At 69.2% G+C, this 18,852-nt stretch carries 16 protein-coding genes; 11 read left to right on the top strand and 5 right to left on the bottom strand.

Annotation, left to right across the window (positions count from 1 at the left end; all coding sequences use genetic code 11):
- Window positions 1-226 precede the first annotated feature (226 nt).
- The 6 genes from M2352_RS09990 to M2352_RS09965 all read left to right on the top strand — a co-directional run bounded on the left by M2352_RS09990 (window position 227) and on the right by M2352_RS09965 (window position 7,838).
- Window positions 227-1,162, top strand: a complete 936-nt coding sequence (locus tag M2352_RS09990; RefSeq protein WP_264665329.1) for an AAA family ATPase — start codon at window positions 227-229, stop codon at window positions 1,160-1,162.
- Between the two features lie 35 nt (window positions 1,163-1,197).
- Complete coding sequence (locus tag M2352_RS09985) at window positions 1,198-2,118, top strand: DUF58 domain-containing protein (RefSeq protein WP_264664344.1); 921 nt, start codon at window positions 1,198-1,200, stop codon at window positions 2,116-2,118.
- 5 nt (window positions 2,119-2,123) lie between these two features.
- Window positions 2,124-4,853: a DUF4159 domain-containing protein gene (locus M2352_RS09980; protein WP_264664343.1), complete on the top strand. Its 2,730-nt coding sequence runs from the start codon at window positions 2,124-2,126 to the stop codon at window positions 4,851-4,853.
- Window positions 4,853-6,937, top strand: a complete 2,085-nt coding sequence (locus tag M2352_RS09975; protein WP_264665328.1) for a glutamine amidotransferase — start codon at window positions 4,853-4,855, stop codon at window positions 6,935-6,937. The genes M2352_RS09980 and M2352_RS09975 overlap by 1 nt, the downstream gene beginning before the upstream one ends.
- 227 nt (window positions 6,938-7,164) lie before the next feature.
- Window positions 7,165-7,323 carry a CCDC90 family protein gene (locus tag M2352_RS09970; RefSeq protein WP_264664342.1) on the top strand — a complete coding sequence of 53 codons (159 nt, stop codon included), beginning with the start codon at window positions 7,165-7,167 and terminating at the stop codon, window positions 7,321-7,323.
- Between the two features lie 80 nt (window positions 7,324-7,403).
- Complete coding sequence (locus M2352_RS09965) at window positions 7,404-7,838, top strand: DUF29 domain-containing protein (protein WP_264664341.1); 435 nt, start codon at window positions 7,404-7,406, stop codon at window positions 7,836-7,838.
- A 6-nt stretch (window positions 7,839-7,844) separates the two neighbouring features.
- Here M2352_RS09965 and M2352_RS09960 read toward each other — a convergent pair whose 3' ends face one another.
- Together M2352_RS09960 and serA are read right to left on the bottom strand one after the other, a co-directional pair.
- On the bottom strand, window positions 7,845-8,585 hold the full coding sequence (locus M2352_RS09960; protein WP_264664340.1) for a hypothetical protein: 741 nt from the start codon (window positions 8,583-8,585) through the stop codon (window positions 7,845-7,847).
- Window positions 8,586-8,629: 44 nt separating this feature from the next.
- The gene (serA, locus tag M2352_RS09955) at window positions 8,630-9,877 is read right to left on the bottom strand and encodes a phosphoglycerate dehydrogenase (RefSeq protein ID WP_264664339.1); all 1,248 of its coding nucleotides are present in this window, start codon (window positions 9,875-9,877) and stop codon (window positions 8,630-8,632) included.
- A gap of 190 nt (window positions 9,878-10,067) precedes the next feature.
- Here serA and arsC point away from each other — a divergent pair, with 190 nt between their 5' ends.
- Window positions 10,068-10,412, top strand: a complete 345-nt coding sequence (gene arsC / locus M2352_RS09950) for an arsenate reductase (glutaredoxin) (RefSeq protein ID WP_264664338.1) — start codon at window positions 10,068-10,070, stop codon at window positions 10,410-10,412.
- A gap of 43 nt (window positions 10,413-10,455) precedes the next feature.
- On the opposite strand, the gene M2352_RS09945 is transcribed toward arsC, so the two are convergent.
- A complete protein-coding gene (locus M2352_RS09945; RefSeq protein ID WP_264664337.1) occupies window positions 10,456-10,881 on the bottom strand; it encodes an ArsC/Spx/MgsR family protein in 426 nt (141 codons plus the stop codon).
- 206 nt (window positions 10,882-11,087) lie between these two features.
- On the opposite strand from M2352_RS09945, the gene M2352_RS09940 reads away from it, so the two are divergent.
- Window positions 11,088-11,735: an ATP-dependent Clp protease proteolytic subunit gene (locus M2352_RS09940; protein WP_264664336.1), complete on the top strand. Its 648-nt coding sequence runs from the start codon at window positions 11,088-11,090 to the stop codon at window positions 11,733-11,735.
- Here the strand turns inward: M2352_RS09940 and M2352_RS09935 are convergent.
- The gene (locus tag M2352_RS09935) at window positions 11,716-12,912 is read right to left on the bottom strand and encodes an aminotransferase (RefSeq protein WP_264664335.1); all 1,197 of its coding nucleotides are present in this window, start codon (window positions 12,910-12,912) and stop codon (window positions 11,716-11,718) included. The genes M2352_RS09940 and M2352_RS09935 overlap by 20 nt on opposite strands.
- A gap of 91 nt (window positions 12,913-13,003) precedes the next feature.
- On the bottom strand, window positions 13,004-13,435 hold the full coding sequence (locus M2352_RS09930) for a hemerythrin domain-containing protein (RefSeq protein WP_264664334.1): 432 nt from the start codon (window positions 13,433-13,435) through the stop codon (window positions 13,004-13,006).
- A gap of 342 nt (window positions 13,436-13,777) precedes the next feature.
- Here M2352_RS09930 and alaS point away from each other — a divergent pair, with 342 nt between their 5' ends.
- The 3 genes from alaS to M2352_RS09915 all read left to right on the top strand — a co-directional run bounded on the left by alaS (window position 13,778) and on the right by M2352_RS09915 (window position 18,809).
- On the top strand, window positions 13,778-16,441 hold the full coding sequence (gene alaS / locus M2352_RS09925) for an alanine--tRNA ligase (RefSeq protein ID WP_264664333.1): 2,664 nt from the start codon (window positions 13,778-13,780) through the stop codon (window positions 16,439-16,441).
- Window positions 16,442-16,517: 76 nt separating this feature from the next.
- The gene (locus M2352_RS09920) at window positions 16,518-17,363 is read left to right on the top strand and encodes an AAA family ATPase (protein ID WP_264664332.1); all 846 of its coding nucleotides are present in this window, start codon (window positions 16,518-16,520) and stop codon (window positions 17,361-17,363) included.
- 150 nt (window positions 17,364-17,513) lie between these two features.
- A complete protein-coding gene (locus M2352_RS09915) occupies window positions 17,514-18,809 on the top strand; it encodes an O-acetylhomoserine aminocarboxypropyltransferase (protein ID WP_264664331.1) in 1,296 nt (431 codons plus the stop codon).
- Window positions 18,810-18,852: the final 43 nt, after the last annotated feature.

The following is an 18,852-nucleotide window of genomic DNA, read 5'->3' as shown; positions in this document are numbered from 1 at the left end:
TACTCGTCACAGCATAGTCGCCTGACCCGTATCCATGACATAGGCACAGGCCGCGGTTTCGTGTAGGGCTGCCATCCGTCAGGGGGGCCCGCCATGAAACAGGACAGGCCGCACGGGCGATAACCGCAAGGAAGACAGGGGGATTTTCGGCTTGACCATCTCCGCCACCCGCACCGACGATTCCCCCCAGCAGCTTGCAGCCGCCATCGAAGGGCTGGGGGACAAGATGGCCCTGGTCCGCGAACGGATCGGGCGCATCATCTTCGGCCAGGACGATGTGATCGACCAGACGCTGGTGACGCTGCTGGCCGGCGGGCATGTGCTGCTGATCGGCGTGCCGGGGCTGGCCAAGACGCGGCTGGTGGAAACGCTGGGCATCATCCTCGGCCTGAACGAAAAGCGCATCCAGTGCACCCCCGACCTGATGCCCGCCGACATCCTGGGCTCGGAGGTGCTGGAGGAGGACGAGCATCACCGCCGCTCCTTCCGCTTCATCCCCGGCCCGGTGTTCTCCCAGCTTCTGATGGCCGACGAAATCAACCGCGCCAGTCCGCGCACCCAGTCGGCGCTGCTCCAGGCCATGCAGGAACGGCGGGTGTCGGTGGCGGGGCAGTACCATCCCCTGCCCGAGCCCTTCCACGTGCTGGCCACCCAGAACCCGCTGGAGCAGGAGGGAACCTATCCCCTGCCCGAGGCGCAGCTCGACCGTTTCCTGCTGCAGGTGGATGTGGGCTACCCCGGCCGCGATGCCGAACGGCGCATGATGATCGCCACCACCGGGGCGGAGGAGGAGCGGCCCGTGGCCGTGCTGACCGCCGCCGACCTGCTGGACGCCCAGCGGCTGGTGCGCCGGGTGCCGGTGGGCGACGGGGTGGTGGATGGCATCCTCGATCTGGTGCGCAACAGCCGGCCCGAAACCACGTCGCTGCCCGAGGTGCGGGCCAACGTGGCCTGGGGGCCGGGGCCGCGCGCCAGCCAGGCGCTGATGCTGGCCGCCCGCGCGCGCGCCGTGCTGGACGGGCGGCTGTCGCCGTCGCTGGACGATGTGCTGGCCCTGGCCGCCCCGGTGCTGCGTCACCGCATGGCGCTGAACTTCGCCGCGCGGGCCGACGGGCTGACCCTGGACGGGCTGATCGAGCGCCTGTGCGCGCCGCTGCGCTGACCCGACCCTTTTTCCTCATAAGCCGCCCCGCGCCGATGCCCAACCGCACCACCGCCGCCGCCCTACAGGCCCGCAACCGGGCGGAGGATCTCGCCTCCCGCCTGCCGCCGCTGCTGGTGGCCGCCGAGCGGGTGGCCGCGACGGTGGCCCAGGGGGTGCATGGACGCCGCCGCGTCGGGCTGGGCGAGACCTTCTGGCAGTTCCGCCGCTACCAGCCGGGCGACGCCCCGTCGATGATCGACTGGCGCCAGTCGGCCAAGACCGTGCCCGTCTATGTCCGCGAGAACGAGTGGGAGGCGGCGCAGAGCGTGTGGCTGTGGCGCGACCGGTCGCCGTCGATGGACTACCGCTCCGCCCCCGCCCTGCCCTTGAAGCGGGAACGGGCGGAGGTGCTGCTGCTGGCGCTGGCCGTGCTGCTGGTGCGCGGCGGCGAGCGGGTGGCGCTGCTGAACGGCGGCCAGCGCCCCGACCACAGCCGCACGGTGCTGGAACGCATGGCCCTGAGCTTGATGAACCAGAGCCCGATGAACCAGAGCCCGATGAACAAGGAGGGTGACGGCGCGGCCCTGCCCGCCGCCGAACCCCTGCCCCGCCATGGGCAGGCGGTGGTGGTCGGCGACCTGCTGTCGCCGCTGCCGGAGATCCACGCCACGGTGTCGGCCCTGTCGGCGGGGGGGGTGCGCGGCCATCTGCTCCAGGTGCTGGACCCGGCGGAGGAGACGCTGCCGTTTGGCGGGCGGGTGCTGTTCCAGGGGCTGGAGGGCGAAGGGCGCCTGCTGGTCCCCCGCGTGGAGGCGGTGCGCGGCGCCTACCGCGAGCGGCTGAGCGCGCATCGGGATGGGCTGGCGGCGCTGGCGCGGGCGGCGGGGTGGAGCTTTGCCGTCCACACCACCGACCGGCCGCCGCAAACGGCGCTGCTGGGTCTATGGGGCGCGCTGGCGCAGGAAAAGGTGTAAGGGACATGCCGGGCTTTGGCGCCATCGCGTTCGCCGCACCGTGGGTTCTGGCCGCACTGGTGGTTCTGCCGGTGGTGTGGTGGCTGCTGCGCGTCACCCCGCCGGCCCCGCGGCGGGAACGCTTCCCCGCCATCCGCTTGCTTCAGGGGCTGATCGCGCGGGAGGAGACGCCGGCCCGCACGCCGTGGTGGCTGCTGCTGCTGCGGCTGGTCATCGCGGCGCTGATCATCCTGGCGCTCTCGGGGCCGCTGCTGAACCCGCAGACGGCCTTGCCGGGCCGCGGGCCGCTCATTCTGGTGGTGGACAACGGCTGGGCCGCAGGCCGCGACTGGGGGGCACGGCAGCAGGCAATGGACGAGGCGCTGAAGCTGGCGGAACGGGCCGAACGGGCGGTCATCCTGCTGCCCACCGCCCGCCCGCCGGGCAACGGCCCGGTGGCCGCCTCCGCCCCCCTGCCGCCGGTGGAGGCCCGCCGCGCCGTCCAGGGGCTGGAGCCGCAGCCCTGGCCCACCGACCGCGCCGCGGCGGTGGAGGCGGTGCGGAAACTGTCCGTCACCGGCACCGCCCATTCCGTGTGGCTGGCCGATGGGCTGGGCGACGGCGCCGCATCACCGCTGGCCGCCGCCCTGCAGCGGCTGGGATCGGTCGAGGTGCGGGAGGACGGCACCAGCCGCCCGGCCCATGTGCTGCTGCCCCCGGCGGTGGAAGGATCGGCGCTGGTGGCGCGGGTGGTGCGCGCCGACGCCTCCCGCCCCGATCCGGTCACCGTGCGCCTGAGCGCCGCCGACGGGCGGCTGCTGACGCGCGAGCCGGTGCCGTTCCAGCCCGGCGAGACCGCCCGCACCGTGCGGCTGGAGGTTCCCGCCGAACTGCGCAACGAGGCCGCGTCCCTGCGGGTGGAGGGCGACACCACCGCCGCCGCCGCCGTGCTGCTGGACGAACGCTGGCGCCGCCGCCCGGTGGGGCTGGTGTCGGGCCGCGGCGAGGGGCGGTCCCAGCCGCTGCTGTCCGACCTGCATTACCTGAACCGTGCGTTGGAGCCGTACAACGAGGTGCGCCGCGGCGCCATCGCCGACCTGCTGCAGCGGGATCTGGCGGTGCTGATCCTGTCCGACGTCGGCACCCTGACCGGCGACGAGGTGCGCGTGACCGGGGAATGGGTGAAGAAGGGCGGGGTGCTGCTGCGCTTTGCCGGGCCGCGGCTGGCCGGCCACACGGCGGATGAGTCCGACGGGCTGGTGCCGGTGCGGCTGCGCGCCGGCGACCGCAGTCTGGGCGGGGCGCTGTCGTGGTCGGAGCCGGCGCGGCTCCAGCCCTTCGACGAGAAAAGCCCGTTCCGCGGCCTGACCGTGCCCGCCGACGTGACGGTGCAGCGGCAGGTTCTGGCCGAACCCTCCCCCGATCTGGCCGACCGCACCTGGGCGCGGCTGGCCGACGGCACGCCGCTGGTGACGGCGGAAAAGCGCGGCGACGGCTGGATCGTTCTGGTCCACACCACCGCCGCCCCGGACTGGTCCAACCTGCCCCTGTCCGGCCTGTTCGTGGACATGCTGCGGCGGCTGGCCGCCCTGTCCGGCGGCGTGGCGGGGGCGGAGGGAGCCGGCACGCTCGATCCGCTCGACCTGTTGGACGGGCGCGGGCGGCTGGCGCCGCCGCCGGCCACCGCCCTGCCGCTGCCGTCCGCCGAGTTCGGCCCCGCCGCCATCGGCCCCCGCCATCCCCCCGGCTTCTACGGCACCGAGGACGCGCGGCGCGCGCTCAACCTCTCCACCCTGGTGACCACGGTCGCCCCCTTCCCCGCCCTGCCCCCCGGCGTCGCCCGCACCGGCTATGGCCCGCGGGGCGAGGTCAATTTGAAGCCGGTGCTGCTGGCCGGCGCGCTGGGGCTGCTGTTGCTGGACCTGCTGATCGCGCTGGCGCTGCGCGGGCTGCTGCGGTTCCGCCGGGCCGCCGCCGCGGTGGTGGCGCTGGCGGTGCTGGCCGGGTGGGACGCCGGCCCGGCCCGCGCCGACGACGCCCAGGCGGTGAAGGTCACGGCGGAAACCTATCTGGCCTATCTGGTCACCGGCGACCGGGCGGTGGACGAGACCTCCCGCGCCGGGCTGGAGGGGCTGGTGGACATGCTGGGCCGCCGCACGGCGGTGGAGGCTCAGGGCGTGATGGCCGTCGATCCCGAACGGGACGAGATGGCCTTTTACCCCTTGCTCTATTGGCCGGTCACGCCGTCGCAGGCCCCCCTGTCCGACACCGCCAAGGAACGGCTGAACCGCTACATGCGCAACGGCGGCGTGTTGCTGATCGACACCCGCGACCAGAACACCGCGCTGGCGCCGGGGGCCGGGGCCGGAACGCTGGCGCTGCAGGGGCTGACGCAGGGGCTGGACATCCCGCCGCTGGGGCCGGTGCCGCCCGACCACGTGCTGACCAAATCCTTCTACCTGATGCAGGATTTCCCCGGCCGCTACACCGGCGCCCCGGTGTGGATCGAGGCGCGGGAGAGCGGGTCGGTCAACGACGGGGTGTCGCCGGTGGTCATCGGCGCCCACGACTGGGCCGCCGCCTGGGCGGTGGACCCGCGCACCGGGGCCGCCCGCTACGCCGTGGTTCCGGGGGGCGAGCGTCAGCGTGAGCTGGCCTTCCGCTTCGGCATCAATGTTGTGATGTACGCCCTGACCGGCAACTACAAGGCCGATCAGGTGCATGTGCCCGCCATTCTGGAAAGGCTCGGCCAGTGATCGACGGCACCACCATCGCGCTCAACCCGCTGCTGCCGTGGGCGGTGCTGACGCCGCTGTTCGCGCTGGCCCTGCTGGTGCTGCTGCTGGGCGTGGTGCGGCGCGCACGCGGCATCACGTTGCGCGCCCTGGCGGTGGCGGTGCTGGCCGTGGCCCTGCTCAACCCCTCGCTGCTGCACGAGGAACGCGAGCCGATCCGCGACATGGCGGTGATCGTCGTGGACGAATCCCCCAGCCAGAACATCGCCGGACGCAAGGAACGCACCGAGCAGGCGCTGGCCGGCCTGACGGACACGCTGAAGACCTTCCCCGACCTCGACCTGCGCGTGGTGCGCACGGCGGAGGGGAACGCCGGCGCCATCAACGAAACCCGCCTGTTCGACGCCCTGACCCGCGCCATGGCCGACGTGCCGCGGCGGCGCATGGCCGGGGCGGTGTTCATCACCGACGGGCAGATCCACGACGTGCCGGCCAACCCCGCCGGGCGTCTGGCCGGCATCGGCCCCATCCACACCATCCTGACCGGCAACCGGGACGAGGGGGACCGTCGGCTCGCCATCGTCCAGGCCCCGGCTTACGGCATCGTCGGCAAGCCGGTGGAGGTGGTGATCCGGGTGGACGACATGCCGGGCCGCCAGACCCCCACCGCCACCGTCACCCTGCGCCAGGACGGCGGGGCGCCCCGCACGCTGCCGGTGCCGGTGGGACAGGACGTGCGCCTCGACATGACCGTCTCCCACGGCGGCCAGAACGTGCTGGAAATGGCGGTGGAGCCGGCGGGGCGCGAACTGACGCTGGCCAACAACCGCGCCGCGGTGGTGGTGAACGGCGTGCGCGACCGGCTGCGCGTGCTGCTGGTGTCGGGGGAGCCGCACGCGGGCGAGCGCACGTGGCGCAACCTGCTGAAGGCCGATCCGGCGGTGGATCTGGTGCATTTCACCATCCTGCGCCCGCCGGAAAAGCAGGACGGCACGCCGATCCGCGAACTGTCGCTCATCGCCTTCCCCATCCGCGAACTGTTCGAGGTGAAGCTGAGCGAATTCGACCTGATCGTCTTCGACCGCTACCGCCGCCGCGGGGTACTGCCGCAAATCTATCTGGAGAACATCGCCGAGTACGTGCAGAAGGGCGGTGCACTGATGGAGATGTCGGGCGACGGCTACGCCGGCCCGCTGTCGCTGCGCCGAACGCCGCTGGGCCAGGTGCTGCCCGCCGACCCCACGGGGGAAGTGATCGACCGCCCCTTCCGCCCCACGGTGACCGGGCTTGGCCGCCGCCACCCGGTGACCGCCGGCCTGCCCGGCGACCGCGAGGACGGCGAACCCACCTGGGGCCGCTGGTTCCATCAGGTGGAGGTGCTGGCCGGCGACGGATCGGTGGTGATGGCCGGGGCCGACAACCGCCCGCTCCTCATCCTGAACCGGGTGGGCGAAGGGCGCATCGCCCAGTTGACCTCCGACCAGATCTGGCTGTGGAGCCGCGGGTTCGAGGGCGGCGGGCCGCAAGCCGAGCTGCTGCGCCGGCTGGCCCATTGGCTGATGAAGGAACCGGAGCTGGAGGAAAATGACCTGCGCGCCCGCGTGGACGGCAACCGCATCACGGTGGAACGCCGGTCCCTGGTCCCCGACCCGCGCAGCGTCACCATGACCACCCCGTCCGACACCACCGCGGCCCTGTCCATGAGCGAGCCGCGCAACGGCGTGTCCTCGGCCACCGTCACCGCCGCCGAACCCGGCATCTACCGCGTGACCGACGGCGAACGCACGGCGCTGGCGGTGGTGGGTGCGGTCAACCCGCCGGAACTGGCCGACGTGCGCACCACCGACGCCCCCATGAAGCCGGTGGCCGAGGCCACCCGCGGCGGCATCCTGTGGGCCGCCGACGCCGACCAAACCCGCGGCATCGAGGTCCGCCGCACCAGCCCCGACGCCACCACCCAGGCCGGACGGGGGTGGATCGGGCTGCGGGCGAATGGGGATCACGTGGTCAAGGGGGTGAGCGAGGTGCCATTGCTGCCGGTGGCCGCCGTGCTGGCGCTGGCGCTGCTGGCGTTGGTCGCGGGGTGGAGAAGAGAGGGGAAGTAGACGCCGGGACGCTGCCCCGGCACCCCGGCAAGGGCCGGCGGCCCTTGCATCCCCTCTCTCAAAGGGTGTTGATTGAAACGAACTGGTGCTTAAAGTAATTTATTGGATGTGTTATCCCCTGTGCGGGAGCGTGGACGTCGAATGAGTGCTGTTCCGTTCGATACCCTGAAGCTGGCGGCTTTACTCCGGAGCAAGCCCGTTCCGCCGCATCAGCCCTTGTGGAGGCGATGAGCAGCGCCGAACTCGCCACCAAGGCCGATATCAAGGAAGCTGAAATCCGCCTGGAATCAAAGATCGACTCTGCTAAGACCGAACTGCTGAAATGGCTGGCGCCGATGCTGTTCGGACAAGCGGCACTGATCGCGGGACTGGTCAAACTGCTGTAAGCCAGCCCCGCTTTCTGGAAAGCGTGGCTTGGAACGGTGAACGCTCCTGTCATGAGCGAAGCATCGGGAAGATTTCAACGATGAGCACCAGCTTGTACGACCGCGATTTCTACGCTTGGGCAAACGAGCAAGCCGCCTTGCTGCGCGCCGGCAAGCTTGACGCTGCCGATATCGCCCACATCGCCGAAGAGATCGAGAGCATGGGCAGGACCGAGAAACGCGAACTTGTGAACCGGCTCGCCGTTCTGCTCCAGCATCTCCTGAAATGGCAGCATCAGCCGGAACGGCGCGGGACCAGGTGGGCGGCCACCATCAAGATCCAGCGGCGTGATCTGGAACGTCACCTGAAGGATAACCCCAGTCTCAAGGCCAAACTCGGTGAAGCCATCGACGACGCCTATGGCGACGCGGTGCTGCTGGCCGCCGCCGAAACCGACCTGCCGGAAACCTCCTTCCCGGCTGCGTGCCCTTGGCCGTTCGCGCAGTTCATGACCGCGGATTTCTGGCCGGAGTGATCCGCCTTACCGCCGCGCTCCGGGCACCGGCAGATACGTGTTCAATTCCCCGCCGCAGCTCCGGCTGACGCGGGTGTATTCCTCCACCGTGTCCAGGCGGGCCTGACGCCGGTCGCGCTCACGCCCGAATTCGTCCAGGCTGCGGTTGATCACCGATTCCACCGAACGCTGGATTGCGCGCGCCACCTGATCGGCGGAGCGGCCCTGCACGGGGCGAAGCTGTTCCACCAGCCCTTCCATCTGCTGCTGGAACCGGGGGCGGAATTCGGCCAGCACCCGGTCGTCGATGGCGACGTGCTCCATCTCGTGACCCATCACCTCGCCATAGATGCAGCTTTGCGGCGGCAGTTCGCGGGCGATGTAGACGGTGCGGCGGGCATAGCCGAAGCTGATGGTCAGCGTCTTCAACGCCCCGCACACCGGCCCGCCCGGCTGCTGCTGGAACACCATCTGAAAGCGCGAGCGGGCGGCGAATTCCGCCGCCGTCAGTCCCAGCGCCCGCCCGGCCTGCCGGCCCAGCGGCGACGGTGCGCGCCCCGGCATCGCCGTCAACTGCGCCGCCGAGCGCACGGTGTCGGTGCGCAAGGGGGCCTCCATCGGCTCCAGCACCACTTGCGCCGCCAGGACCGGACAGCCGGCGGGGGTCTGGGCGGCGGGGGTCTGGGCGGCGGCGGGGGATGCCCAAACGGCAACGGCCGCCAGAACGGCGGCCGTGCTCGTGCGATACGGGAAAAAGCGCGGGTTCATGTCACCCCATATGGGATGGCGGCTCCCCCGCGCCAAGCCGCCTCTCAGCCCCGGCGGCCGGGGTAGAGGAAGCGGGTCTTCAGCGTGCCGTCCACCTGCTTCAGATCGGCCAGCACCTCGCCCTCGTCCACGTCGCCGTCCACGTCGATGACGACGTAGCCCAGTTCGGGATCGGTCTGCAGATACTGGGCGGTGATGTTCAGGTTGCGGGTGGAGAACAGATCGTTGATCCGCCGCATCACGCCCGGCTTGTTCTCATGGATGTGCAGGAAGCGGGTCGCCCCCACGCGCACCGGCAGCGCCACTTCGGGGAAGTTCACCGCCCCGAGGGTCGAGCCGTTGTCGGAGTATTCGATCAGCTTCTGCGCCACCTCGGCCCCGATGTTGGCCTGCGCCTCCAGGGTGGAGCCGCCGATGTGCGGGGTCAGGATGACGTTGGACAGGCCGCGCAGGTCGCTTTCGAACGGGTCGTTGTCGCCCGACGGCTCCTTGGGGAACACGTCGATGGCGGCCCCGGTCAGGTGCCCGTCCTTCAGCGCCGCCGCCAGCGCCTCGATCACCACCACCTTGCCGCGGGCGGCGTTCAGAAGGTAGCTGCCCTTCTTCATGGCGCGGATCTCGCGCTCGCCGATCATGTCGCGGGTCTGGGGGGTGTCGGGAACGTGCAGCGTCACCACGTCCGACTTGCCCAGCAACTCTTCCAGGCTGTCGCAGGCCTGGGCGTTGCCCAGCGCCAGCTTGCGCACCACGTCGTAGTAATAGACGCGCATGCCCATGGCTTCGGCCAGGATCGACACCTGCGTGCCGATGTGGCCGTAGCCGACGATGCCCAGCGACTTGCCGCGGACCTCGAACGAGTTCTTGGCCGACTTCATCCAGCCGCCCTTGTGGACCAGGTTCGACTTGTCGAAGATGCCGCGCATCAGCATCACGATCTCGCCGATCACCAGTTCCGCCACCGAACGGGTGTTGGAATAGGGGGCGTTGAACACCGGCACGCCCAGACGGCGCGCCGCCTTCAGGTCCACCTGATTGGTGCCGATGCAGAAACACCCGACCGTCACCAGCTTCGACGCGGCTTCCAGCACCTTGGCCGTCAGGTTGGTGCGGGACCGGATGCCCAGCATGTGGACGGACCCGATACGCGCCAGCAACTCCGCCTCGTCCAGCGCATGGGGCAGACGTTCGACGGAGGCATAGCCGCGGGCGGCCAGTTCATTGATGGCGTTATCGTGAATCCCTTCCAGAAGAAGAATCTGGATCTTGTCCTTGGAGAGCGAGAGCTTGGTCACGGGCGGGCATCCGAAACAAAGGGATGGGACGAGGGCGCAACGTTAACCCCTCGCCCGGGTGTTGTCACGGATTCGCGTTTCGCAAATGCGTTCGCACGCTGCATGGCATCCCCGCCCCCGCCGCGCGGGGGGCACTGCCGCCGCACGCATCCTCTGGTATAAGGGCGGCGGAATCCTTGTGCGAGGCATCATGACCGACACCGTGACCATCTATCATAACCCGCGCTGCTCCAAATCGCGCGAGACGCTGGAGCTTCTGCGCCAGCGGGGAATCGAACCGCAGGTGGTGGAGTATCTCAAGACCCCGCCCAGCGCCGGCGAACTGGCCGGTCTGGTGGCCAAGCTGGGCATCCCGCCCGCCAGGCTGTTGCGTTCCAAGGAGGCGGCGGAGGCCGGCGTGGACAAGACCCTGCCCGACTCCGACCTCATCGCCGCCATGGCGGCCAACCCGTCGGTGATCGAACGGCCCATCGTGGTCAAGGGCGACCAGGCCCGCCTGGGCCGTCCGCCGGAACAGGTGCTGGAGATTCTGTAAGAGCGGAACCGGGCGGCCCCCGCACCGGGGCCGCCCGGCCATGTCAGTGCTTGGCCGGAAAGTGGTGGTGGCCGTGGTCGCACTGGCCGCGGGAATGCTTGCTGTCACAGCTTTCACCGGTCAGGCCGATCCAGGTGTTCACGCCGTTGGGATCGAACCCGCATTCCTTGCGCCCGTCCGCTTCCATCAGCGGGCGGCGGATCAGGGTAACGTCGGCGATCATGGCGTCCAGCGCCGCCGCCTCGTCCAGCGCCTCGGGGTCGATGGTGCCGGCCTTGATGGCGGGGGCGCGCTTGTTGAACCATTCGGACACCGGACGCTCGCCGAAGAACGGGCGCAGGCTTTCGCGCGTCCACGCCTCTTCCGCCAGATTGCGGACCTTCAGCCGGTGACCGGCGGCTTCGATCTGCATCTTCTGCTTGGCGTTGGCAACACAATCGGGGAGACCGTAAAAAACAACCTCGGCCATGGATCATTCTCCGGCGGGTAATCGGGACGAATTCGGTCCCTTATACCAAATGCTCGCACAACGCACCAGTTTGCAATGCAGCAATCAGTAGATTCCGCTGATATCTCCACCGAACGTCCTATGCCCCCTCCTTCGGATCATATGTGCTCTTAACGAATCGGCAAGGAAACCCCGGCATCCTGCCTATGAAGACAGGGAGAGGCCGGATGATGCGCCGTACCATCGTTTCCACCATCGTTGCTTCCGTGGTTCTGGGTGCCACCCTGGCCTTTGGGCTGGTGGAACGGGCGGCGGCGGACAACACGGTGCCGGGTGCGGTGTTCCCCGATGCCACCCTGACCGTCAGCGAACAGGGCGGCGGCACGCTGATCCGCATCGACGGCATCATCACCCCGGCGGTCGAGGAACGGTTCGTCGCGGCCCTGACGGCGGTTCCGGCCCGGCGCCCGGTGATGGTGGACCTGTCCAGCCCCGGCGGCTTCACCGCCGCCGGCTACCGCATGATCGACACCATGCTGGCCGAACGCGGCAATGGCCGCCCGCTGGCCACCCGTGTCGGCGGCGGCGAGCGGTGCGAGAGCATGTGCGTCGGCATCTATCTGGCGGGATACCCCCGTTTCGCCGACCCGTCGGCCAGCTTCATGGTTCACGCCCCGCGCATGGCCGAGGATGGGCGCATGACCGTGCGCACCACCCAGATCATGGTCAAGCGCCTGCTGTCGCTGGGCGCCTCCCCCGACTGGATCGCGCAGGTGAAGGCGGCGGGCGGCTTCAGCGGCGCCCAGGACTACCGCCTGACCGCCGCCGCCCTGACCGCGGCCAACGCCAACATCGTCACCGACCTGATCCGCTGACCATCCCTTCCAGCCGTTCCGTGATCGCCGGCATGACGCCCGCATCCGCATTGGCGAAGGCGAAGCGCAGATAATCCTCCTGCCCCGGCCCGAACATGGAACCGGGCAGGCACAGCAGCCCGTGATCCTGCGCCAGCCGCCGGGCCACGTCCCGGGCCGGAGTACCGGCAAAGGGATGGCGCAGATAGGCGAAATAGGCTCCCAGCCCGGCAATGCGGAATCCGGCCACCCCCGCCCCCATCACGGCGCGGAAGGCGGCGACCCGCCCGGCCATCTCCACCCGCCGTTCGGCGACCCAGCCGTCCAGATGCGACAGACCGAACAGCGCCGCCTTCTGCCCGATGTGGGGCGCGCAGATGGCGATGCAGTCCATGATCTTGACCATCTGCGCCACCAGATCCGGGTCCGCCGCGACCGCGCCCACGCGGTATCCCGCCAGGCTGAACACCTTGGAAAAGCTGTAGAGATGCACCAGCGTGCCGTCCCGCCCGGCGCGCGCATAGAGCCCGTGCGGCGCCCCGCCCGCCGGATCGAGGAAATCGCGGTAGGTCTCGTCCAGCACGAACCGCACGCCCCGCGCCGCGCACAGATCGTGCAGTGTTGCGATGGTGGCCGGCGGCGTGACGGTGCCGGTGGGGTTGTTGGGGCTGACCAGCACCAGGGCGCGGGTGCGCCCGTCCATCAGCGCCGCGGCGGCGGCGGGATCGGGGACCAGCCCACCCTCCTCCGTCACCGGCAGCGGGCGGACCTCCACCCCCAGCATGCCCAGGATCATCGCGTGGTTGAAGTACCACGGCACCGGCAGGATCACGTTGTCGCCGGGCCGGGCCAGCGCCATCAAGGCCAGCGTGAACGCCTGGTTGCAGCCGGCGGCGATCAGGATCTCCTCCGCCGCGACCGGCCCGCCGTAGAGGTCCGCCATCCGCCGGGCCAAGGCCGCGCGCAGATCGGCCACGCCGGGGATGGGCGCGTAGCGGGATGTGCCGGGATCATCCACCGCCGCGGCCAGATGGGCGCGAAGGGCCGGGGCCGGCGGATAGTTGGGCACCGCCTGACACAGGTCGATCAGCGGGCGTTCGGGGGGATGGGCACGCCCGGCCACCCACCCCCATGCCTCGGCGATGGGCGGGGCCTCGGCCCCGGCGACCAGGGGGTTGACGGGCAACGGTTCGGTCATGGCGCTCAGTCCGGGTCAGCGGGCGGGACGGGTCTGCTTACACCCGACCGCCCCGCCGCTCACGCGGATTCCGTCATGCCTCGCCTGACCCTCAATGCAGGCCGGCCTGATCCACCAGGGGGAACAGTTCCTCCCCCTCCTGGCGGCAGCGGTCCTGCATCCGCCGCAGCACCATGCGGGTTTCGCGGGCGAAGGCGGGGAAGCGACTGACGATGGCCGGCGGGCTGGACCAGATGGCGAAGTAATCGTCGAACACCGGCTGCAGATGCCCGCCCTCCTCCTGCACCCGGCGGGCGGCCTCGCGCACGCGGGCGTCGGGATGGTTGAGCAGGCGGGGGAACAGCACCTTGTCCTCCAGCGTCAGCACGTCGGTCACCTTGGCCGACAGGCGGTTCAGCATGGCCACGATGTCCAGCACGTGGCTCATGGCGTCCTGGCGGGAGGTCAGTTCCGACAGCGAAGCCATAATGGCCGAAAGTTCCGCCTGCTGCTGACGGTAAGTCGTCGTCGCGGAATGTGGCATGTCCGTCGTCCTCCGGCGTTGTGTCTGTTCGTTGTTCTTTTGAACGGCATGTTCCATCATCATGCCACAGCCAGAGCAGCCGGCGCAGCCGACAGAAGAGCGCACCCAAAAAAGCATAAGAACCGCCCGATTGCCTTACCTTTGGTCATAGAAGGCTCATGCTGCATTGCACGAAGACATGGCCTTCCCCATCGGATCGAGGGAGGGATTATACTTGTGGCGCGGGTTTCATCCCCTTGCCGCCCGCCGTGTTCCCGTGGACAGAAACGCCGCCACAGGATAAAAGTGCCGTTCGGCCGGACAACCCGGCCGCGATACCGTATTCGGAGCCTGTTGGACCTCATGCAGACCGCAAACGACATCCGCCGCACGTTCCTGGACTATTTCGCCAAGCATGGTCACCAGATCGTCGAATCGTCGCCCCTGGTGCCGCGGAACGACCCGACGCTGATGTTCACCAACGCGGGCATGGTCCAGTTCAAGAACGTCTTCACCGGCGCCGAAGGCCGCCCCTATTCCCGTGCCACCACCTCGCAGAAGTGCGTGCGCGCCGGGGGCAAGCACAACGACCTGGACAACGTGGGCTACACCGCCCGGCATCACACCTTCTTCGAGATGCTGGGGAACTTCTCCTTCGGTGACTATTTCAAGGCCGACGCCATCGAGCTGGCCTGGAACCTGATCACCAAGGAATTCGGCCTGCCGGAAGAAAAGCTGACGGTCACCGTCCACAGCAGCGACGAGGACGCCGCCGCCCTGTGGCGCAAGATCGCCGGTCTGTCGGACGAGCGGATCATCCGCATCCCCACCGACGACAATTTCTGGCGCATGGGCGACACCGGCCCCTGCGGCCCGTGCTCGGAAATCTTCTACGACCACGGCCCCGCGGTGGCCGGCGGCCCGCCGGGCAGCGCCGACGCCGACGGCGACCGCTTCATCGAGATCTGGAACCTCGTGTTCATGCAGTACGAGCAGCTCGGGCCGGACAACCTCCAGCCGCTGCCCAAGCCGTCCATCGACACCGGCATGGGGCTGGAGCGTCTGGCGGCGGTGCTGCAGGGCAAGCACGACAACTATGACATCGACCTGATGCGCGCCCTGATCGTGGCGTCGGCGGAAGCGACCAAGACCGCCGCCGACGGCCCGCACGCGGTGTCGCACCGGGTGATCGCCGACCATCTGCGCTCGTGCTCCTTCCTCATCGCCGACGGCGTGCTGCCGTCGAACGAGGGCCGCGGCTACGTGCTGCGCCGCATCATGCGCCGCGCCATGCGCCATGCCCACATGATCGGCGCGCGTGAGCCGCTGATGCACCGCCTGGTGCCGGCGCTGACCGCCCAGATGGGCGACGCCTATCCCGAGCTGAACCGCGCCCGCGCGCTGATCGTGGAAACGCTGAAGCTGGAGGAAACCCGCTTCAAGCAGACGCTGGAACGCGGCCTGCGTCTGCTGGAAGACGAAGAAACCAAGCTGGAGGGCAACGCCGCCCTGCCGGGCGAGGTGGCGTTCAAGCTCTATGATACCTACGGCTTCCCGCTGGACCTGACCCAGGACGTGCTGCGGGCCAAGGGCCGCCCGGTGGACGAGGCCGGGTTCAAGGCCGCCATGGACGAACAGCGCCGCAAGGCCCGCGAAAGCTGGGCCGGGTCGGGCGAAGCGGCCACCGAACGGCTGTGGTTCGACCTGCGCGACGAGCTGGGGGCGACCGAGTTCTTCGGCTACGACACCGAAACCGCCGAGGGCAAGGTCACCGCCATCGTCAAGGGCGATGCCCGTGTGGAGACCGCCGCCGCCGGCGATAGCGTGCTGGTCATCGTCAACCAGACCCCGTTCTACGGCGAATCCGGCGGCCAGGTCGGCGACAGCGGCGTGATCTTCTCGGCCAACGGCGCCGAAATCGCCGTCTCCGACACCCAGAAGAAGCTGGGCGCGGTGTGGGCGCACGTGGGCACGGTGACCAAGGGCACGCTGTCGGTGGGCGACGTGGTGGAACTGCGGGTGGACAGCGCGCGCCGCGGCGCCATCCGCGCCAACCACTCCGCCACCCACCTGCTGCACGAGGCGCTGCGCCGCCGTCTGGGCGAGCACGTCACCCAGAAGGGCTCGCTGGTGTCGGCGGAGCGTCTGCGCTTCGACATCAGCCAGCCGGCCGCGCTCACCGCCGACGACCTCAAAGCGGTGGAGGACGAGGTGAACCGCCGCATCCTCGCCAACAGCGAGGTGGTGACCCGCCTGATGTCCCCGGACGAGGCCAAGGAACAGGGCGCCATGGCCCTGTTCGGCGAGAAGTACGGCGACGAGGTGCGCGTGGTCTCCATGGGCGGGCGTGACGCCGACGCATCCCACGAATTCTCGGTGGAACTGTGCGGCGGCACCCATGTGCGCCGCACCGGCGACATCGGCCTGCTGAAGATCGTGTCCGAAGGGGCGGTCGCCGCCGGTGTCCGCCGCATCGAGGCGCTGACCGCCACCGGCGCCAAGGCGTGGCTGGCCGAGCGCGACCACCTGCTGGTGGAAGCGGCGTCGGCGCTGAAGGTGCAGCCGGCGGAGGTGCCGGCCCGCGTCGCCGCCCTGCTGGACGAGCGCCGCAAGCTGGAAAAGGAACTGTCGGACCTGCGCCGTCAGGTCGCCATGGGCGGCGGTGCGGCCCAGGCCGGCGGCGGCATCAAGGAGGTGGCGGGCGTGAAGCTGGCCGCCCGCATCGCCGACGGCCTGCCCGCCAAGGATCTGAAGCCCATGGCCGACGACCTGAAGAAGCAGGTCGGCACCGGCGTCGTGGTGCTGATCGCCGTCAACGAGGGCAAGGCCTCGCTGGTGGTGGGCGTGACCAACGACCTGACCGGCCGCTTCAGCGCGGTGGATCTGGTGCGCGTGGGGGCGGAAGCGCTGGGCGGCAAGGGCGGCGGCGGCCGTCCCGACATGGCCCAGGCCGGCGGCCCCGACGGCGCCCTGGCGCCCCAGGCGGTGGAAGCGATTGAGGCCGCCATCGCCGCCAAGGCCGGCTGAGGATGTGACCAGCCCTCCCCCACCGGGGAGGGCTTTCTTTTGCGCCAGGATACGGCAGAGTACGGAGGGGATCGGGATGCGCTTCACCGGCACCGACAGCTACGTCGCCACCGAAGACCTGATGGTCGCGGTCAACGCCGCCATCACCCTGGAACGCCCGCTGCTGGTGAAGGGGGAACCGGGGACCGGCAAGACCGTGCTGGCCATCGAAATCGCCCGCGCGCTGAACCGCCCGCTCCTGTCCTGGCACATCAAATCCACCACCAAGGCCCAACAGGGCCTGTATGAATACGACGCGGTCAGCCGCCTGCGCGACAGCCAGTTGGGCGAGGAACGCGTCCACGACATCTCCAACTACATCGTCCGCGGCAAGCTGTGGGAAGCCTTCGAGGCACCGGAACCCCCGGTCCTGCTGATCGACGAGATCGACAAGGCCGACATCGAGTTCCCCAACGACCTGCTGCTGGAACTGGACCGCATGGAATTCCACGTCTACGAGACGCGGCAGACCATCACGGCGGCCCGCCGGCCCATCGTCATCATCACGTCGAACAACGAAAAGGAACTGCCCGACGCTTTCCTGCGCCGCTGCTTCTTCCACTACATCCGCTTCCCCGACAAGGAGACCATGGAGCAGATCGTGGAAGTGCATTACCCCGGCCTGAAGCCGGATCTGCTGCGCGAGGCGATGGCCATGTTCTATGACCTCCGCGAGGTGCCGGGGCTGAAGAAGAAGCCCTCCACCTCGGAACTGCTGGATTGGATCCGGCTTTTGATGGTGGAGGACGTGGACCCGGAAACCCTGCGGGCCAAGGACGCGCGCACGCTGATCCCCCCGCTCTGCGGCGCTCTGCTGAAGAACGAGCAGGACGTCCACCTGCTGGAACGGCTGGCCTTTCTGGCCCGGCGGGGCGGGCGTTAAACGTGTAACGGAACCACACCACGGTTGCGACCAGGGTAACGTGTGTTTTTGTGGAAAAATCTGCGGCGCGGCTGTAAAATTATAGCCTATCTGTTTTGCAGAGAATGCGTCCAGACCGCACAACAAGCAGCGGACCTCCAGGGAGCCACCATGAGCGACAAGAAGAGCTTCGGTTTCGAAACCCGTGCCATCCATGCCGGCGCCGCCCCCGACCCCGCCACCGGCGCGCGCCAAACCCCGATCTATCAGACCACCAGCTTCGTCTTTGACGACGTGGACGATGCGGCATCGCTGTTCAACCTGCAAAAGGTGGGATTCATCTATTCGCGCCTGACCAACCCGACGGTGGCGGTGCTGGAAGAGCGCATCGCCAATCTGGAAGGCGGCATCGGCGCCACCGCCACCTCCTCGGGTCATGCAGCGCAGTTGATGGCGCTGTTCCCGCTGCTGTCGCCGGGTGATGAATTCATCGCGTCCACAAAGCTTTACGGCGGTTCGCTCAACCAGTTCGCCAACACCTTCCCCCGCGCGTTCGGATGGAAGGCGGTGTTCGTGGACACCGACGAACCGGCCAGCGTCAAGGCGGCGATCACCGAGAAGACCAAGGCCATCTTCGTCGAGAGCCTGGCCAACCCCGGCGGCATCGTCACGGATCTGGAACCCATCGCCGCCATCGCCCAGGATGCCGGCATCCCGCTGATCGTCGATAACACCCTGGCGACCCCCTACCTGATCCGCCCCATCGAATGGGGGGCGACGCTGGTGGTGCATTCGACCACCAAGTTCCTGTCGGGCAACGGCACCTCGGTCGGCGGCGCGGTGGTGGACAGCGGCACCTTCGACTGGTCCAAGGACGGCAAGTACCCGGCGCTGAGCGGGCCGGAGCCGGGCTATCACGGGCTGAAGTTCCACGAGACCTTCGGCAATCTGGCCTACACCATCCACGGCCACGCCGTGGGCCTGCGCGATCTGGGGCCGAGCCAGTCGCCCTTCAACGCCTTCCTGACGCTGAACGGCATCGAAACCCTGCACCTGCGCATGGAGCGTCATTCGGCCAACGCGCTGAAGGTCGCCACCTTCCTGGAATCCCATCCGGCGGTGGAGTGGGTCAGCTATGCCGGCCTGGAATCGTCCAAGTACCACACGCTGGCGCAGAAGTACCTGCCGCGTGGGGCCGGCGGCATCTTCACCTTCGGCATCAAGGGCGGCTATGACGCCGGGGTGAAGCTGGTGGAAAGCGTGGAGCTGTTCAGCCATCTGGCGAACATCGGCGACAGCCGCTCGCTGATCATCCACCCGTCGTCCACCACCCACCGCCAGCTCGACCCCGCGGGTCAGGCCGCCGCCGGGGCCGGGCCGGAGGTCATCCGCCTGTCCATCGGGCTGGAAAGCGCCGACGACATCATCGCCGATCTGGCCAAGGCGCTGGACAAAGCCGTGGGCTGAGGGGCCGGTGGGAAAGAAACGGTGAAAAGGGGGCGGCAACGCC

It is taken from the genome of Azospirillum fermentarium (assembly GCF_025961205.1).
Lineage (GTDB): Bacteria > Pseudomonadota > Alphaproteobacteria > Azospirillales > Azospirillaceae > Azospirillum > Azospirillum fermentarium.
This window is presented reverse-complemented; position numbering and strand designations above follow the sequence as displayed.

Bases quoted from the DNA above. Each gene is read 5' to 3' on its own strand.
- M2352_RS09985 (WP_264664344.1), top strand. From the start codon at position 1,198: ATGCCCAACCGCACCACCGCCGCCGCCCTACAGGCCCGCAACCGGGCG.
- M2352_RS09935 (WP_264664335.1), bottom strand. From the start codon at position 12,912: ATGACCGAACCGTTGCCCGTCAACCCCCTGGTCGCCGGGGCCGAGGCC.
- M2352_RS09940 (WP_264664336.1), top strand. From the start codon at position 11,088: ATGATGCGCCGTACCATCGTTTCCACCATCGTTGCTTCCGTGGTTCTG.
- M2352_RS09920 (WP_264664332.1), top strand. From the start codon at position 16,518: ATGCGCTTCACCGGCACCGACAGCTACGTCGCCACCGAAGACCTGATG.
- M2352_RS09980 (WP_264664343.1), top strand. From the start codon at position 2,124: ATGCCGGGCTTTGGCGCCATCGCGTTCGCCGCACCGTGGGTTCTGGCC.
- alaS (WP_264664333.1), top strand. From the start codon at position 13,778: ATGCAGACCGCAAACGACATCCGCCGCACGTTCCTGGACTATTTCGCC.
- M2352_RS09960 (WP_264664340.1), bottom strand. From the start codon at position 8,585: ATGAACCCGCGCTTTTTCCCGTATCGCACGAGCACGGCCGCCGTTCTG.
- M2352_RS09970 (WP_264664342.1), top strand. From the start codon at position 7,165: ATGAGCAGCGCCGAACTCGCCACCAAGGCCGATATCAAGGAAGCTGAA.
- M2352_RS09965 (WP_264664341.1), top strand. From the start codon at position 7,404: ATGAGCACCAGCTTGTACGACCGCGATTTCTACGCTTGGGCAAACGAG.
- M2352_RS09945 (WP_264664337.1), bottom strand. From the start codon at position 10,881: ATGGCCGAGGTTGTTTTTTACGGTCTCCCCGATTGTGTTGCCAACGCC.
- M2352_RS09990 (WP_264665329.1), top strand. From the start codon at position 227: ATGGCCCTGGTCCGCGAACGGATCGGGCGCATCATCTTCGGCCAGGAC.
- M2352_RS09930 (WP_264664334.1), bottom strand. From the start codon at position 13,435: ATGCCACATTCCGCGACGACGACTTACCGTCAGCAGCAGGCGGAACTT.
- M2352_RS09915 (WP_264664331.1), top strand. From the start codon at position 17,514: ATGAGCGACAAGAAGAGCTTCGGTTTCGAAACCCGTGCCATCCATGCC.
- arsC (WP_264664338.1), top strand. From the start codon at position 10,068: ATGACCGACACCGTGACCATCTATCATAACCCGCGCTGCTCCAAATCG.